This is a genomic window from Methylobacterium adhaesivum (assembly GCF_022179065.1).
GTDB classification, from domain to species: Bacteria; Pseudomonadota; Alphaproteobacteria; order Rhizobiales; family Beijerinckiaceae; genus Methylobacterium; species Methylobacterium adhaesivum.
This window is the reverse complement of record NZ_BPQD01000006.1, coordinates 52116-67446: the sequence shown is the minus strand read 5'-3', so window position 1 is coordinate 67446 and position 15331 is coordinate 52116. Positions and strand designations below refer to the sequence as shown.

Sequence of the window (15331 nt, the reverse complement as noted above, 5' to 3'; positions counted from 1 at the left end):
CGCTGGTTAGGCCGCCGCTTCGCCCTCCGAGGGCCGTGTTTTCTTCATTCGCTTCACAAGACCAGTAATCCCTGTTGCGGAACCTGCTCAAAGCTTCATCCACCGAAGCAGTGACCGGTTCGCGGCAATCAGGTGCCGTCCTCTTTCCAATCGAAACGCGATGCCTCCCGTCCGGGGCCATGCGTTCGGTGCGTGAGAATTCCCGATGTCTGCTCTTCGTTTCGATCGTCTCTCCGTCGCGCAACGCATCCGTGCGGGATTCGGCGTCGTCCTGCTTCTTCTGATAGCCTCAGCGCTCGCGACCTTCCTGAGCGTCGCGCGCCTCAACACCGACATCACCGCCGCGGAAGAGAGCGTGCATCTCGCGGACCGCACGAGCGCCTTCGAGCTGCAGCTGAACGAGACCCGTCGTCTCCTCCTGAACTACCTCCGCACGGGGGCCGGCGACATGCTGGTCGACATCGAGAAGAACTTCACCGCCCTCGCGACCGCAGGCGATGAACTCGGCGACTCGGCGCAGGCGGAAAGGGTCCGGGCGAACAGCCGGGACTACGTATCCCAGGCGAAGGTTTTCATGGCCGAGGTCAAGAAGCGTAAGTCGGCCGTCTTCGACCTGACCAAGGTCGGCGTCGCCCTGTCGAATGCAGGCTACGCCATGGCGGATCGCGGCGCGGCGGACCCGACCCTCGCCTTCGCGGCCTTCCGCGCCGACCGAGCCCTGCAGGACAGCCTCGGCGCCCTCGCAGGTTTCCGGTCCAGCGGCAATCCCGCCGACGCCGATGCGGCGGCGGTCGAGTTCGAGCGCTACGGCCGCGAGATCGCCGCCCTCGGCGCGGCCGACGTGACGGGCGCCTTGCGGGCGCCCCTGGCGGTGGTCGCCGCCAAGGCGGCCGCATTCAAGGCCGCCTTCGCCAGCGTTATCGGTGGCGCCGCCGAGATCGACGCCGCCTTCCAGCGACTGCGCCAGACCGGTGACGCCCTCCTGGGTGCGGTCCGCGATGCGCACAGTTCCGCCGCCGGTGAGCAGACCCGACTCATGCGAGTGATGAGCGCGGACGCTGACGGATTGCAGACCTTCGTCCTCACCGTGGGGGCATTCGCGTTGATCGTCGGTGGCGCGCTCGCGTGGCGCGTCGGCCGTGGCGTCGCGTTGCCCGTCACCGCCATGACCGGGGCGATGGTGCGCTTGGCCCAGGGGGACGTCACTGCGGCGATCCCAGGCGGCGACCGCCGGGACGAGCTCGGCGCTATGGCGCGGGCCGTGCAAGTGTTCAAGGACGCCCTCATCGCCAAGGGCCTCGCCGAGCTGCGGGATGCCGAGGAAGCTGAGGCCAAGCTGCGGCGAGCTGAACGGCTCGACCACCTGACCCGAACCTTCGAGTCCAACGTGTCGCTTCTCACCGAGGGCCTCTCGGGTGCGGCGACGGAGATGGAAGCCACCGCCCGGTCCATGACTGGAACCGCCGATGTGACCAGCCACCAATCGGTGACGGCGACACGGGCGGCGGAACTGACCTCGGCCAACGTCCAGACGGTGGCCGCCGCCAGCGAGGAGATGTCGGCCTCGATCCAGGAGATCACGCAGCAGGTCGGCCAGTCGGCCCGGATCGCGCTCGAAGCCGCCGCCGAGGCGCGTCGCACCGACGGTCTCGTTCAGGAACTCGCCGCGGGCGCCGAGCGGATCGGCACCATCGTGGCGTTGATCGGCCAGATCGCCGGCCAGACCAACCTCCTCGCCCTCAACGCCACCATCGAAGCGGCGCGCGCGGGCGAGGCGGGTCGAGGGTTCGCCGTAGTCGCCGCCGAGGTAAAGGATCTGGCGGGGCAGACATCACATGCGACGAACGAGATCGCCGCCCAGATCGGCGCCATCCAGCGGGCGACGCAGGAGTCGGTGGGCGCCATCCGGGGTATTGGCCGGACCATCTCGGAGATGGCTGGAACCGCCTCTGCCATCGCGGCGGCCATGGAGCAGCAAGGCGCTGCGACGCACGAGATCGCCCGCAACGTCCAGGAAGCCGCCAGCGGGACTGAGCAGGTCACTGGCGCCATAGCCGATGTGCGGAATGGCGCCGGGGCAACGGGCGCTGCTGCATCCCAGGTACTGAGCGCCGCCCAGGAGCTCTCAAGGCACTCCGAGAGCCTGACCCGCGAGGTCAGCGCCTTCCTTGTCGAGGTGAAGGCTGCCTGATTCGCTCGAATCTCGGCCGCGCCGCCTAGCGGCCGCTGAGGGACGGGCCGCCCGCCGTGCCGCCGGTGCCGGGTGGGCCGCTGGTGGGCGTGCCGCCGACGTTGACGCCCGGCGTGCTGCCCGGGACGGCGGCCGGGCTGGGGTTGCCGACGACGTTGGGGGCGGGACGCAGGGGCCGGTCCTTCGACTGGAGGCCCTCGTCCGGCTGCATCGCGGGGGTCGTCACCCCGGTGTTGCCGGCGCCCCCCGTCGGCGCCAGGGTCTGCGCGAGGGCGGGGCCGGAAAGCGCCGTCAGGAGGGTGGCGAGGGCAAGCGAGGTGCGCGTCATGAGGCCGTTCGTGCGGTTGCGTGTCCTCACGCAACACCCGAGCCGGCCCGAGGGTTCACGCCGGGGAGGCGCCGAGCCGTCGTCGCGCTTGTCCGGCCCGCGCGGGCCTGCCATGGTCCCGCCATGGCCACGTCCCCACCGCCCCGCTACACCGCCGCCGAACTCATCGAAGAGCTGCGCGAGGCGGCCGAAGAGATCGCCCCCGAACTCAACGGCATCCGCCCCGAGGAAACCCTCGAAGGCGAGGCGGCCCAGACCCTCGAGGAGATGGCCGACGCGTTGCGGCGCATCGCGGCCGGGGCGCCCCGGCCCCAGGAACTCGCCCGCATCGCCCTCGAAGCCAGAGCCCCGCTGCGGCCGTTCGGCAAGCCGAAGAACACCGTCGTGAAGATGCAGAAGCCCCGGCGCTAGAGCATCGTCCCGAAAGGTGGCCTCCGGCTTTCGGGACGAGACGATGCGAAAACCAGGACTCCAAAGTATCGTCCCGAACGGTGGCGTCCGGCTTTCGGAGAATGAAGTCGATCCTCAGGTCCCGCCCGGACCGTCAGTCCGTGGCGGCGGCGAGGAAATCCGTTTCCTCGTACAGGGGACGGATCTCGATCTCGCTCGGGCCGGGCATGGGGTTGGGGCAGCGCCGCACCCAGGCCACGGCTTCGTCGAGGTCGGTCACGTTCCAGATCCAGAACCCGGCCACGAGACTCTCGGTCGGCCCGAACGGGCCTTCGCTCACCGTGCGTTCGGCCCCGTCGAAGGCGACCCGCCGCCCGCGTGCGGACGGGTGGAGGCCCTCGCCCGAGAGCAGGATTCCGGCCTGCTTCAGTTCCATGTTGAACTGAGCCATGGCCTGAAGCAAATCCAGGGACGGCATGGTTCCGGCTTCGCTGTCGGCGGTCGCCTTGACCAGGATCATGACGCGCATCGCTAGATCTCCCCGAAGATGCGGGTCTTTCCCGCATCCTGTTCGCATCAGGCTAGGGGGGCTGCGGCAAAAGCGAAAGCGGCTTTGTGCGAAAACGGCACGCAACACGAGGCTTTATCGCCTCTGACACTGCTCCATTCCGCCCGGAATGCGCGGATACGATGCCCGAACCGCCATTCTTCGGCGTCGATACAGAGGATCGGGCGAGACAGTCGGCGGAATGTCAGTATCGTCGTGACGGATACGAAGGGACGAACATTCCTGTGCCGATGAGGCCTCGCTTCAGGGCGGCGGATCAGGCGACGTGGCGCTTCGGGTCGGGCTCGGCCGCCGGCGGGCGGGTTCGGGCGCGATCATGGATTTCGAGGCTGCGCAGGGCCGCCACCATGCTGTCCGTGTGGTCCGTGGCGTCCGGGTGGGGCCGCTCGCGCGCCGTGCCGTTGCGGTGGGCGATGTAGAGGCCGGCCACGAAGGCCGCGAAGCTGCCGCCGAAGGGGGCCGAGACCACCGCCAGGGCGATGCTGGTCGGGGCCACGGCGGCGGCCGTGCCGAGGCCGGCGGCGATGGCGACGAACATCAGGGGGAACATCGGCGCGCCTCCGGGCGAGGGCAAGCCTGCCCGAACGGACGGTGCCCGGCCACCATTCACGCGCGGCACGGTTACCGCTCGGTAAACACGCCGGATCCGGCTCCGTCCCGGCTCTGGACGAGGGGCTCACGCCACCCGCGCGAGGGCGTCGCCGAGGATCGACACCATGGTGTCGATCTCCTCCGCCGCGACGATGAGGGGCGGCGACAGGGCGACGATGTCGCCGGTGACGCGAACCAGCAATCCGCGTTCGAAGCAGTCGACGAAGACGTCGTAGGCCCGGGCCCCCGGCGCGCCCTCGCGGCTGCCGAGCTCGATGCCGGCGACGAGGCCGAGGGTGCGGATGTCGATGACGTGGGGGGCGCTTCTCAGCCCATGCACCGCCTCCGCCCAGTGCGTGCTCAGGGCGGCGGCCCGGGTGAGCAGGCCCTCGCGGGCATAGATGTCGAGGGTCGCGAGCCCGGCCGCGCAGGCCGCCGGATGGCCCGAATAGGTGTAGCCGTGGAAGAGTTCGATGGCCGCCTCCGGCCCGTGCATCAGGGCGTCGTGGACCCGGCGCGCGGCGAACACCGCCCCCATGGGCAGCGCCCCGTTGGTGAGGCCCTTGGCGGTGGTGACGAGGTCGGGCACCACGCCGAAGTAATCCGTGGCGAAGGGCGCGCCGAGGCGGCCGAATCCGGTGATCACCTCGTCGAAGACGAGCAGGATGCCGTGGCGGGTGCAGATCTCCCGCAGGCGTTCGAGGTAGCCGACCGGCGGGACGAGGACGCCGGTGGACCCGGCCAAGGGCTCGACGATGCAGGCCGCGATGGTCTCGGCCCCGTGCAGGGCCACGAGGCGTTCGAGGTCGTCGGCGAGCTCCACCCCGTGCGCGGGCTGGCCCTTCGTGAAGGCGTTGCGGTCGAGGTCGTGGGTGTGGCGCAGATGGTCGACGGCCGGCAGCAGGGGGAACATCCGGCGGTTGTTGACGAGGCCCCCCACCGAGATGCCGCCGAAGCCGACGCCGTGATAGCCGCGCTCGCGCCCGATCAGCCGGGTGCGGGTGCCCTGGCCGATGGCCCGCTGGTAGGCGAGCGCGATCTTGAGGGCGGTGTCGACGGATTCCGAGCCCGAGCCCGTGAAGAACACCCGGTCGAGCCCGGCCTCGGGGCCGCCCGGCGCCACGGCGGCGAGGCGCTCGGCGAAGTCGAACGCGAGGGGGTGGCCCATCTGGAAGGAGGGTGCGAAGTCGAGGGTGGTGAGCTGGCGCTCGACGGCCGTGGCGATCTCGCGCCGCCCGTGCCCGGCATTGACGCACCACAGGCCCGCCGTACCGTCGAGGACGGTACGGCCGTCGGGGGTTTGATAGTGCATGCCCTCGGCCGCCGCGAGGAGGCGCGGCGCGGCCTTGAACTGCCGGTTGGCCGTGAACGGCATCCAGTAGGCGTCGAGGCCGGGGGTGTTCGCGGTGGCGGGCATGCTGGTCCTTCGGTGGTTCCGCGCCAGGGGATCCCGGTTCGCGCGGTCGGGCAAGCTGTTTTCGATCGCGGCGAAATCCACGGCGACCGGACGGGGTGTTGGCTCGATCCGATCGCGTTTCGGGGCCGCAGTTTGGGAGAGCAGTCAAGATTCGTTCCATATCGGCCGGGGCGCCTTACGCGGGCGCCGGTCCCCGAAGCACCTCGGCGTGGCGTCGAAGCCGCACGGCGGCGCGGACCGGCGAACCGTCGTCGCGGCCCCTCGAGATCGCCATGGGCGGAGCCCGGTGCCGGCCATGGTCCGGTGGTAACGGTGCCTTGCAGGATTTCCGGTCATCCTCAGGTCTCGCTCCGGGCAGGGCGGCCCACCGGGCGTTCTACGAACGACGCTCGGTGCGGGGCCGATGGGATGAGAGGATCGCGCATGGCGCCGAACGGCGAAGCGGGGCAGGGCCCGCGAGGGCATGGCGACGAGGGCCCCCGTGTCCGCCGCTCGCTCCTGTTCTACACCCATGCGGTGACGGGGGGCGGAGCCGAGCGGGTCTGGGCCCTCCTGGCATCCGGCCTCGCCGCGCGGGGCCACACCGTGACCCTGGCCTACGACCACGATGCCGACGGGGCGGAGGCGGCCCTCGACCCGCGCGTGCGCCGCCTCGCCCTCGGGGCGAACCACGCCGTCGCGGTGGCGCGCCTCGCCCGCCATCTCGCGCGGGAGAAGCCCGATCTGTCGCTCTCGGCCCTGGCCGTCTCGAACCTGAAGCACGCGGCCGCCGCCCTCCTGGCCGGGCGCGCCCGCCGGGCGGTCCTCTCCTTCCACGGCCATCCGGCGAGCGAGCCGCAACGCCTCAGCCGCCTCGGCAACGCCGCGACGCCGGTGCTCACCCGCCTCACCGCCGGGTCGATCTTCGTCTCGGACGGGCTGATGGCGCATTACGTCCGCAAAGCCGGCGCCGCGCCCGGACGCGCCGTGCGCCTCTACAACCCCGTGGAGGTGGCCGCCGCCCGGCCCGCCCGGGATGCCGCCGAACTCCTCGCCCGGCCGCGCCGGGTGCTCGCCGTCGGGCGCCTCGCCCCGGCCAAGGATTTCGCCACCCTCCTGCGGGCCTTCGCCCGGGTCCGGAGCGACGCCAGCCTCGTCATCGTGGGGGAGGGGCCCGAGCGCCCGGCCCTCGAAGCCCTCGTCGAAACCCTCGGCCTTCAGGCCCGCGTCACCCTGACGGGGCATGTCGAGCGGCCCTGGCACCTCTACCGCGAGGCGGCCTGCTTTGCCGCCTCCTCGCGGGCCGAGGCCTTCGGCAACGTTCTGGTGGAAGCCCTGGCCCACGGCCTGCCCGTGGCTTCGACGGCCTGCGACGGGCCGGTGGAGATCCTCGCGGGCGGGCGCTTCGGCGCCCTCGTGCCCGTGGGCGACGCCCCGGCACTCGCCGCCGCCATCGACGCGATGCTGGCCGATCCCGGGGCCCCGGACGGGCGGGTCGCCCGCGCCGCCACCTTCTCGGTGGACGCGGCGGTCGCCCGCTACGAGGCCCTGTTCGACACGCTGCTCGCGGGTCGGGACCGGCGGTGACGGCGTTCACGGCTTGGAAGGACGGATCGGGTCAAGGTCGGTCCATCGTCGCGCGAACCACCACAGGAGGGGAGCCGTGCTTCTGAGCCATACCCTTCGGTACCTGCCGGCCCAGCTCATCGGGCCCGTGGCGCAGTTCGCCGCCGTCGTCGCCTGGACGCATTGGCTGCCGCCGGACGAATACGGCGTCGTCGCCCTGGTCATGGCCCTGCAGGAACTCGTGTTCCAGCTCTGCCTCGCCTGGTGGTCGGCCTACGTCCTGCGCTACGGCGCCGGCCTCGGCGCCGATGGGCGGGCCGGGCAGGCGGCGCACGAGAACGCCGTGCTTCTCATCAGCGCGGGGCTGCAGATCGGCGTCACCTGGGCCGTGCTCGCGACGGGAACGACGCCGTTGACGCCGGGCTTCCTCGCCGCCGCCCTCGGCTTCACCATCTCCCGCACCCTCACGACGCACCTCGCCGAGCGCGCCCGGGCGGGCGGTGCCATCGGCGTCTACACCCTGGCGCAGACGGCCGGCCCCGTGGCGGGCTTCGCCCTGGCGATCGCCCTGGCGCGGGCCGAGAATTCGGCCGCCGCCGTGCTCACGGGCTTCGCCCTCGCGCATGCCGCAGTTCTGCCCCTGGTGTGGCTGCGCCTGCCCCACACCCGCACGATCCGCCTCGACACCCGCATCGTGCGCGTCGCCCTGATCTACAGCACGCCGCTCCTGCTCGGCGGCAGCATCGCCTGGGTCTCGGTGAACGGCATCCGCATCCTCGTCGAGCGCCTCGACGGGGCGGCGGCCGTGGGTCTCCTCTCCGTCGGCTGGGGGCTGGGCCAGCGGCTCCTGTCGGTCGCGGCCATGCTGGTGACGGCGGCGGCGTTTCCCCTGGCGGTGCGGCGCATGGAGCAGGCCGGCCCGGCCGAGGCCTATGCCCAGGTCGCACGCAACGGGATTTTCCTCATGGCCGTGGTGGTTCCGGCCACCGCCGGGGTGATCTGGCTGACGCCCGCCCTCGTCGATCTCTTCATCGGAGCCGAGTTCCGCGAGGCGACGCGCCTCATCCTGCCCGTGGCGGCCCTCGCGGCGGCCGTGCGCAACCTGCGCGTCCACTGCATCGATCAGGTGTTCCTGCTCTGCGAGCGGCCGCGGGTCCTCTTCGAAATCACCCTCGTGGAAGCGGTCGCGACCCTCGCGGGCTGCTGGATCGGCCTCCTCCAGGGCGGCCTCTTCGGTGCCTGCCTCGGCTGCCTCGCGGGGAGCATCGTCGGCTTCCTCACCTGTTTCTACCGGGCCTACAGGGCGGGCCTGCGCATCCCCCTCTGGCCGGTGGCGAAGATCGGCCTCGCCACGGTCCTCATGGTCGGGGGCCTCGCCCTCGCCCCCGCCCAGCCCAGCAAGCTGATCCTCACGGCGACGGTGGCGGCCACGGGCACGCTCTATCTCGCCGCCCTGGCCCTGCTGTTCCGCGAGTTCTGGCCCGCCCGCCGCCAGCCGGCCTGAGGGACGCTCCCCCCGGTCACGGGATTTTTGAAGGGATCGTCCCTTCGGCGGATGTCGGGCGTAAGTGTCTCTCACAAAACTCCCGCTGCGCCGCCGCATCCAGAGTGAGAACCGGCGGTGATCGGGAGTTTTGTGAGGCACTCTAAGCCCGACGATCCCGGCTCACGCCGCCTCGGCCTTCGCGTCCGTCGCCCCGGCCCGGTCGGTCACGCGCAGCCCGCGCAGGGTCCGGCGCAGCCGCTGCACGAAGCCGGCCTCGCGCAGGCGGTGGCGGGCGTGCTGGGCGGCGACGTAGCCGTGTCCGCGCAGGGTCCGGGCGCGCAGGATGCCGGCGAGGATCAAGGCCGGATCGTCGCTGAAGCGGGCCTTGTAGCCCTCGTCGCCGATCCCGAAATCGAAGGTCTCGTCACCGTTCGCGAAGCGGTCCTCCAGGAGGTCGCGGAACATGATGAGGCCGGGCGAGAACCGCGTCCAGTCGCCGGCGGCATAACTCGTGAGCAGGTTGGTGAAGCGCCTGCCGGCCGCCACGCCCCATTGCAGGGCCACGGGCGTCCCCCCCACCGTGAGGGCGTAGACCTTCACGTGCCGGGCCGCCGGATCGTCGCGGGTGAGACGCTCGTAGAAGGCGGCGGTGCGCGCGCCCGCGAGGCCGTTGGCGACGTCCGCGCCCGCCATCTGGGCCGCCTTGCCGGCGATGAGGGCGCGCAGCCACGCCAGGGCCTCGGCGTCGTCGCGGGCGAAGCGGGTCTCGACGGGGCCGATCTCGCCGAGCTTGCGCCGCTTGCGTGCGAGGGTCTTCTGGGTCTCGCGGCCGAAATGGCGTCCGAACCACGCTTCCCAGCCGCCTTCGAGGCGCGCGATGTGGCCCGACATCGGATAGGGGGTGGCCCCCCAGGCGAGGAGGGGGTTCGGTCGGCCGTCGATCTCGGCCAGGGCCTTGACGAGGTGGATGACGTCGGGGGCGTGCGGATGGCGGTTCAGCGCCGCCCAGAGGGCGTCGGCCTCCGCCGGTCCGAAGGCGGCGCCGTGGGCGACGAGGGGGGCATGGTAGTCGGCGGTGCCGTCCCCGAAGCCTTCGAGGATCCGCAGGCCGTGGGCTCGCCGCACCACGAAGGGCAGGAACACCCGGTCCGTTCCGCCCTGGCTCAGGACGGCGAACAGGCCCTCGGTATCCCCCGCCTCGCCGAGGGTCGCGAACCAGCCGTCGATCCAGTCCCGGGTCTGGAAGATGAACCCGTCGATGCCCTGGCCGAGGTCGGACAGGCCCGGCCATGCCGGCCGGATCGACGCCCAGTCCCCGGTGATCCGCACATCCATCGCTGCCGCCGTCATGTCTGTCCCCGTGCAGCCCCGCACTGGTCGGGGGCGATCGGTGAGAATGGGTCCGACCGGCGCGTTCGCCGGCCGGGTCACGCCTTCGCGGCGGGGTTCTCGGGCGCGGCGTCCTTCGAGGCCGCCCCCTTCGAAGTGGTTTCCTTCGAAGTGGTTTCCGCCGAGGTCGCTTCCTTGGCGGTGCGCACGCGGCGGGAGCGCAGGGTTTCGCGCCACTGCTTCAGCCGCGCGGGAATGCGCGGGGCGATCTCGGTCTTGTAGAACGCGAGCCCCCCCGCCCAGGGGCGCTGGAACAGGGTCGCCGCGAGGGTCCGGCGCACGAGGTAGAGGTCGTCGTAGCGGTGCGCGTCCATCCGCCAGGATTCGTGCCAGGGCGCCGAACTCATATGCGCCAGGGCATCGGTCTCGGAATCGTCGAAGGCCGCGCGCGCCACCGCCTCCGTCAGGAGGTTGCCCGGCATCGCGGCCGAGAAATCCTCGTCGAAGGCGATCTTCGGCAGCATCACCGTGCGCCCGCAGCGGATCCCCATCCCGGCCGCGACGGGCCGGCCGTCGACGCGGATCACCTGCCAGTCCCAGCGTCCCAGGGCGGCGAAGTCCCGGGCCAGGGTCCGGTAGAAGGCCGTGGTGTCGGGGTGGTTGAGGATGGCGGTGCCGTTGCGGCCCTTCCAGCCTCCGGCCTCAAGGGCGAGGAAGGCGTCGAGGAGGGCCGGGTCCTCCGCACCTTCCCGGCCGATCGTGACGGTGACGGGGCCCTGGGCGTCGAGCTTCTTGCGGTATCGCTTCAGGTTCCGGCGCATATTGCCGAGGCTGGCCATGTAGTCGTCGAGGGGACGGGTGGTGTCGACGAAGGAATAGCGATGGCGCGCGTGGGCATGGGCCGTGTAGTCCGTCACGCCGGCCCGGACCGCCTCCCACAGGGGCGAGGCCTCGTGGACCGCCTGGATCGCGACGCCGACATGGCCCGGTACCGCGCGGTCGGCCTCGCCCAGGAGCGCCGACAGGGCCGCGCCCGCGACGTCCGGTGCGAGCAGGATATCGCCGGAGGGCGCGAAGTCGCCCACCCGCAGGGTCCGCAGCCGGGGATGGCGCCGCCCGAGCAGGGGGTGGGGCTCGGGCACGAGGGGCAGCACCCCGACGAGGCGGTCGCCCGCGTAGGCGAAGCAGCAGAGCCAGGCCTGCGAGGCCGGCAGCGCGTGCCGGAAATAGGCCTCGACCCAGACCGGCGTCAGGGTCGGGATCTGCTGCGGCGCCTCCGTGGCGAGGCGATCCCAGGCCTCCCGATGGCGGGCGAGGCCCTCCAGGGTCCGCACGGTCTCGATCCGGATCGTCCCGTGCGCGACGCGAACGACGGGACGGGTCGCGGCGGGAGGGGAGCCCACGGTCTGCCGCGCGAGCGTATGCGTGCTCATCGAAGGAGGCCTTTCAAAACACAGGCGAAGTGATCGGGTTCTCTATCGAATTGAATTCGATAACTTTCGATGTCTCGACGAGGTATCCGTTTGGTGAAGGGACTATCCGGTGGGTGCGCCTGTCTCGTTACGGGGGATTTACGAAATTGAGCCATTGAGAGAGGCGATCTGATCCGTCGGGGACACGTGTCCCGAACCGGGGCGGTCGCGTCACGTTCGGGGTGTTCAGCGCAAGGGCGATGCCGGGCCGATCCCGGCACCACCCTTGCGCCGGACGCCCCGGACGCGAACGTCCTGTCCTGCGGCGGGACTGACCAGTCCCGGAACGGAGATCCCAACGTGAGGTCCGACGCCATGCCCCCCGGTCCGACGGACGATCCCACAGCGCGGGCGCGATCCGATGAACTCGTGACCTTGAGCGAACTCGGGGCGATCCTGCGCGCTCAGGCGCCCGTGATGCTCCTCGTCTCGGCCGTCGTGTTCTCCGGGGCGGTGGTCTATCTCAGCCTGGCGCAGCCCCTCTACCGCACCTCCGCGACCCTGCTCCTCGACCCGCGCGGGGGCACGAGCCTCAGCGCCGATGCGGGCCAGCGCCAGTCCATCGACACGAGCGTGCTCGACAGCCAGGCCCGGCTCATCGCCTCCCCGGCCGTCCTCGGCCGGGTGGTGGAGGCCGAACAGCTCGTCCGGGACCCCGAATTCGCGTCGAGCCGCCCCGGCCTCTTCGGGCGCCTGAAGGAAGCCCTGGGCCTGCGCGCCACGCCCACGGCATCGCCTCCGGGCGACCCGAAACAGGTGGTGACGGCGGCGCTGGCCGAGCATCTCGTGGTCCGCCGCTCCGAAAAGACGCTGATCCTCGAAGTCGAGGCGTGGTCCGCCGATGCCAAGACCGCGGCGCGTCTGGCCAACGGCGTCGCCAAGGCGTTCATCGACGACCAGATCGACGCCAAATCCAAGGCGTCGAGCGCCGAGAGCACCTGGATCGACCGCCGCCTCGCCGAACTCGGCGACAAGATCCACGAGGCCGAGGCGCGGGTGGAGGCGTTCAAGAACGAGGCGCATATCGTCAGCGCCAACGGCCGCCTCGTGAGCGACCAGAAGCTCGAGACCGCCACCGCCGAACTCGCCAAGGCCCAGCTCAAGACCTTCGACGCCCGCACACGCCTCGCCGAGACCGAGCGGGCGCTGAAGTCCAGCGATCCCGGCGCCACGGGGGAGGCCGCGAAATCGGGGGTGATCCAGCAGCTGCGCCTGCAATACGCCGAGATCCAGCGCCAGCAGGACACCCTCGGCACCACCCTCGGCGCGCGCCACCCCGCGCTGCAGGAGGTCGGCCGCCAGCTCGCCGGCATCCGCACCCTCATCACCGCCGAGCTGCGCCGCATCGCCGACACCCAGCGCGGCGAGGTCGCCATTGCGGTGGCCAACGAGGCCCTGGTCCAGCGTCAGGTCGTCCAGCAGAACCGCGAGGCGAGCCAGACCAACCAGTCCATCGTGCGCCTGCGCGAACTGGAGCGCGACGTCGAGGCGGCGCGCGCGATCTACCTGCGCTTCCTCAAGGCCAACGGGAACCTCGCCCAGGACAGCATCGACACACCCGTGGCCCGCGTCATCGCGCCCGCCATCGCGCCGAACAAGCCGTCGAGCCCCAACACCCGCGCGGTCCTGCTCATCGCCCTCGCCTGTGCCGTGGCCGCGAGTCTCGTCGCCGCGCTCCTGCGCCACGGGCGACCGGCGGCCCGGCGCCGTGCGGCGAGCCCGCACGACAGGGCGTTTTCAGGCCCCACGGACCATGGCCCGGCCTACCAGCCCGTGGGCGCCTCGGCCAAGCGCCTGAACCAATCCTCGGCGCCGTATTGAGCGTGCGGACCGGACCCGGACGATTCTCGGCCTGAGCCCGGCGGCGCAGGGCGAGTTCGCAACAATGTCACCCGGCGCGCATCCCTCCGGGGCCGCCTGCCACGATGGGAACCAGACGATGACCCCGCTTCCGTCTTCGCCGAGTGTCGCGCCGCGCCTCGACGGACAGTTCATCAACGTCGCGTCTCCGGCCGAGGCCGTCGCCGCCGTGCGGGAGCGGGCCGCCGCGGGGCGCGGGTTCACGTTCTTCACCCTAAACCTCGATCACCTCGTGAAGCTGCGCGACCATCCGGGCTTTCGCGCCGCCTATCGGGCGGCGAGCTTCGTGAGCGCCGATGGCTGGCCCGTGGCCCTCCTGGCCCGTCGCAACGCCCGCTCCGCCCGAGAAGGCGACCTACACGCCCCTCCCGTACAGGTGACCACGGGGGCCGACCTCGTGCTCCCGCTCTGCGCCGCCGCCGCCGCCGACGGGGTGCCCGTCTACCTGTTCGGCGCCACGCAGGAGAGCCTCGCGGGGGCCGCCGCCGCCCTGCGCGCCGCGCATCCGCGCCTCGATATCCGGGGCTGGCACGCCCCCCCCTACGGCTTCGACCCGCTCTCGCGCGAGGCCGACGCGGATGCCGACCGGATCGCGGCGTCCGGCGCGCGCCTCGTGTTCCTCGCCCTCGGCGCGCCGAAGCAGGAGCTGTTCGCGGCGCGCGCCGCAGCCCGGCATCCGGGTCTCGGCCTCGTCTGCATCGGGGCGGCCCTCGATTTCCTGTCGGGACGGCAGGTGCGGGCGCCGCGCCTCGTGCGGGCGGCCCGCCTCGAATGGCTGTGGCGCCTCGTCCACGCCCCGCGGGCCCTCGGCCTGCGCTACGCCCGCTGCGCCGGGCTGCTCTTCGGCCTCGCCGTCGTCGAGCCCGCCCTGCGGGCCCTCGGCCTGCGTGACCGTCCGGAGGCGGGCGCGGCGGCGCGCACGCGCATCTGCCTCATGTACACGATGGATCCGCGCGGCGCGAAGGTCGGCGGCATCGAGACCCATATCCGCCAGATCCTGCGCCACCATCCGGCGGACGTCTCGGTGCTGTTCGTCGGCACCGACGAGATCGGGGACTGCACCCTGGGCCAGGTCCGGCCCCTCGTCATCGAGGGGCGCACCATCGATTTCCTCCCCGTGGCGCGGATCGGCGCGCGGGAGGTCAACCACGCGGCCAAGCGCCTCACGCAGTCCATCACCCTGCATTACGTGCTCGGCGCCCTGCGCCACCTCGGGGCGATCCGGCGCGCCATCGGGCCGGGCCCCGCCACCGCCGACCTGCACCGCTTCGAGTTCGCGCCCCTGGCGCGCCTCCTCGGCCTGCCGGCCTTCCAGATGGTCCACGGCGAGGGCAGCCGGGGCGACAAGATGGATTCCCTCATCAAGTCGTACTGGTTCCTGCATGCGCTGGGCGAGCGCCTCGCCCTACGCTGGGCCACGGGCATCTTCTGCGTCAATCCGGCCATCGTGAAGCGTATCGCGGCGGAGTTCCCCCGGGAGCTGCCCAAGGCCGAGGTGCTCACCGTCTCCGTCGACACCGCCCTGTTCTCGGCCCGGCCCTTCGCCTGCGAGGACGGCGTGTTCCGCATCGTCTTCGCCGGACGCCTCGACGCGTTCAAGGATCCGTCCCTCATCTTCGCGACGCTGGCGGCCCTGCGCGTCCGCCTCGGGGGCAAGGTCGAGCTGCACTATGTCGGGGCGAGCGACCCGACCCGGTTTCCCGAATTCGCGGCGGTGAGCGACCTCACCGTGCGCCACGGCTTCCAGGACGCGGCGGGCGTCGCCCGGATCATGGCCCTGTGCCACGCCGGCATCCTCACCTCGTTCTTCGAGGGCATGCCCTGCTTCCTGCTGGAGGGCCTCGCCAGCGGGCGGCCGTTCGGCGCGATCCGCCTGCCGCAATTCGACGGGCTCATCGAGGCAGGCACCAGCGGCTTCCTCGTGGAGCGGGCGGAGAGCACGCACGCCTCGGCGGAAGCCCTCGCCGACGAATTCGCGCGGCTCTGGGACGCGATCCGCCACGGCCGCCTCGATCCCCGGGCGATCCACGCCAAGACGGCGCCCTACGCGGTGACGGCGCAGATGAGCCGGCTATTCGCCCATCATCGCCGGGTCCAGGGCGACGCCATGGTCGGAACCCCGGCCGGAACCCCGGCCTGATACGCCCGATGCGG

12 protein-coding genes are annotated in these 15331 nt (G+C 71.8%); 6 read left to right on the top strand and 6 right to left on the bottom strand.

Going from position 1 to position 15331, the window contains the following annotated elements:
* Positions 1–205: 205 nt before the first annotated feature.
* Complete coding sequence (locus MFF01_RS07040) at positions 206–2191, top strand: methyl-accepting chemotaxis protein (protein WP_238223379.1); 1986 nt, start codon at positions 206–208, stop codon at positions 2189–2191.
* A 25-nt stretch (positions 2192–2216) separates the two neighbouring features.
* On the opposite strand, the gene MFF01_RS07035 is transcribed toward MFF01_RS07040, so the two are convergent.
* Complete coding sequence (locus MFF01_RS07035) at positions 2217–2519, bottom strand: hypothetical protein (RefSeq protein ID WP_238223376.1); 303 nt, start codon at positions 2517–2519, stop codon at positions 2217–2219.
* A 123-nt stretch (positions 2520–2642) separates the two neighbouring features.
* Here MFF01_RS07035 and MFF01_RS07030 point away from each other — a divergent pair, with 123 nt between their 5' ends.
* The gene (locus MFF01_RS07030; protein ID WP_238223374.1) at positions 2643–2930 is read left to right on the top strand and encodes a hypothetical protein; all 288 of its coding nucleotides are present in this window, start codon (positions 2643–2645) and stop codon (positions 2928–2930) included.
* Between the two features lie 133 nt (positions 2931–3063).
* Here the strand turns inward: MFF01_RS07030 and MFF01_RS07025 are convergent, their stop codons facing one another.
* The 3 genes from MFF01_RS07025 to aptA form a co-directional block, all read right to left on the bottom strand.
* Positions 3064–3438 (bottom strand): YciI family protein, encoded by a 375-nt coding sequence (locus tag MFF01_RS07025; RefSeq protein WP_238223372.1) that lies wholly within the window; start codon positions 3436–3438, stop codon positions 3064–3066.
* Positions 3439–3733: 295 nt separating this feature from the next.
* Positions 3734–4027, bottom strand: coding sequence for a hypothetical protein (locus tag MFF01_RS07020; RefSeq protein ID WP_238223371.1), 294 nt, complete (start codon positions 4025–4027; stop codon positions 3734–3736).
* Positions 4028–4153: 126 nt separating this feature from the next.
* The gene (aptA, locus tag MFF01_RS07015) at positions 4154–5485 is read right to left on the bottom strand and encodes an omega-aminotransferase AptA (RefSeq protein WP_238223370.1); all 1332 of its coding nucleotides are present in this window, start codon (positions 5483–5485) and stop codon (positions 4154–4156) included.
* A gap of 423 nt (positions 5486–5908) precedes the next feature.
* On the opposite strand from aptA, the gene MFF01_RS07010 reads away from it, so the two are divergent.
* Both MFF01_RS07010 and MFF01_RS07005 read left to right on the top strand, forming a co-directional pair.
* Positions 5909–7051 (top strand): glycosyltransferase, encoded by a 1143-nt coding sequence (locus tag MFF01_RS07010; RefSeq protein ID WP_238223369.1) that lies wholly within the window; start codon positions 5909–5911, stop codon positions 7049–7051.
* Positions 7052–7127: 76 nt separating this feature from the next.
* Complete coding sequence (locus MFF01_RS07005) at positions 7128–8534, top strand: lipopolysaccharide biosynthesis protein (RefSeq protein ID WP_238223368.1); 1407 nt, start codon at positions 7128–7130, stop codon at positions 8532–8534.
* 162 nt (positions 8535–8696) lie between these two features.
* On the opposite strand, the gene MFF01_RS07000 is transcribed toward MFF01_RS07005, so the two are convergent.
* Both MFF01_RS07000 and MFF01_RS06995 read right to left on the bottom strand, forming a co-directional pair.
* Entirely contained in the window at positions 8697–9866 is a 1170-nt protein-coding gene (locus MFF01_RS07000; RefSeq protein ID WP_238223365.1) for a GNAT family N-acetyltransferase, read from the bottom strand.
* A 77-nt stretch (positions 9867–9943) separates the two neighbouring features.
* Positions 9944–11278 carry a GNAT family N-acetyltransferase gene (locus MFF01_RS06995; RefSeq protein ID WP_238223361.1) on the bottom strand — a complete coding sequence of 445 codons (1335 nt, stop codon included), beginning with the start codon at positions 11276–11278 and terminating at the stop codon, positions 9944–9946.
* Positions 11279–11617: 339 nt separating this feature from the next.
* On the opposite strand from MFF01_RS06995, the gene MFF01_RS06990 reads away from it, so the two are divergent.
* Positions 11618–13138, top strand: coding sequence for a GumC family protein (locus MFF01_RS06990; protein ID WP_238223358.1), 1521 nt, complete (start codon positions 11618–11620; stop codon positions 13136–13138).
* Positions 13139–13256: 118 nt separating this feature from the next.
* Entirely contained in the window at positions 13257–15317 is a 2061-nt protein-coding gene (locus MFF01_RS06985) for a WecB/TagA/CpsF family glycosyltransferase (protein WP_238223356.1), read from the top strand.
* Positions 15318–15331: the final 14 nt, after the last annotated feature.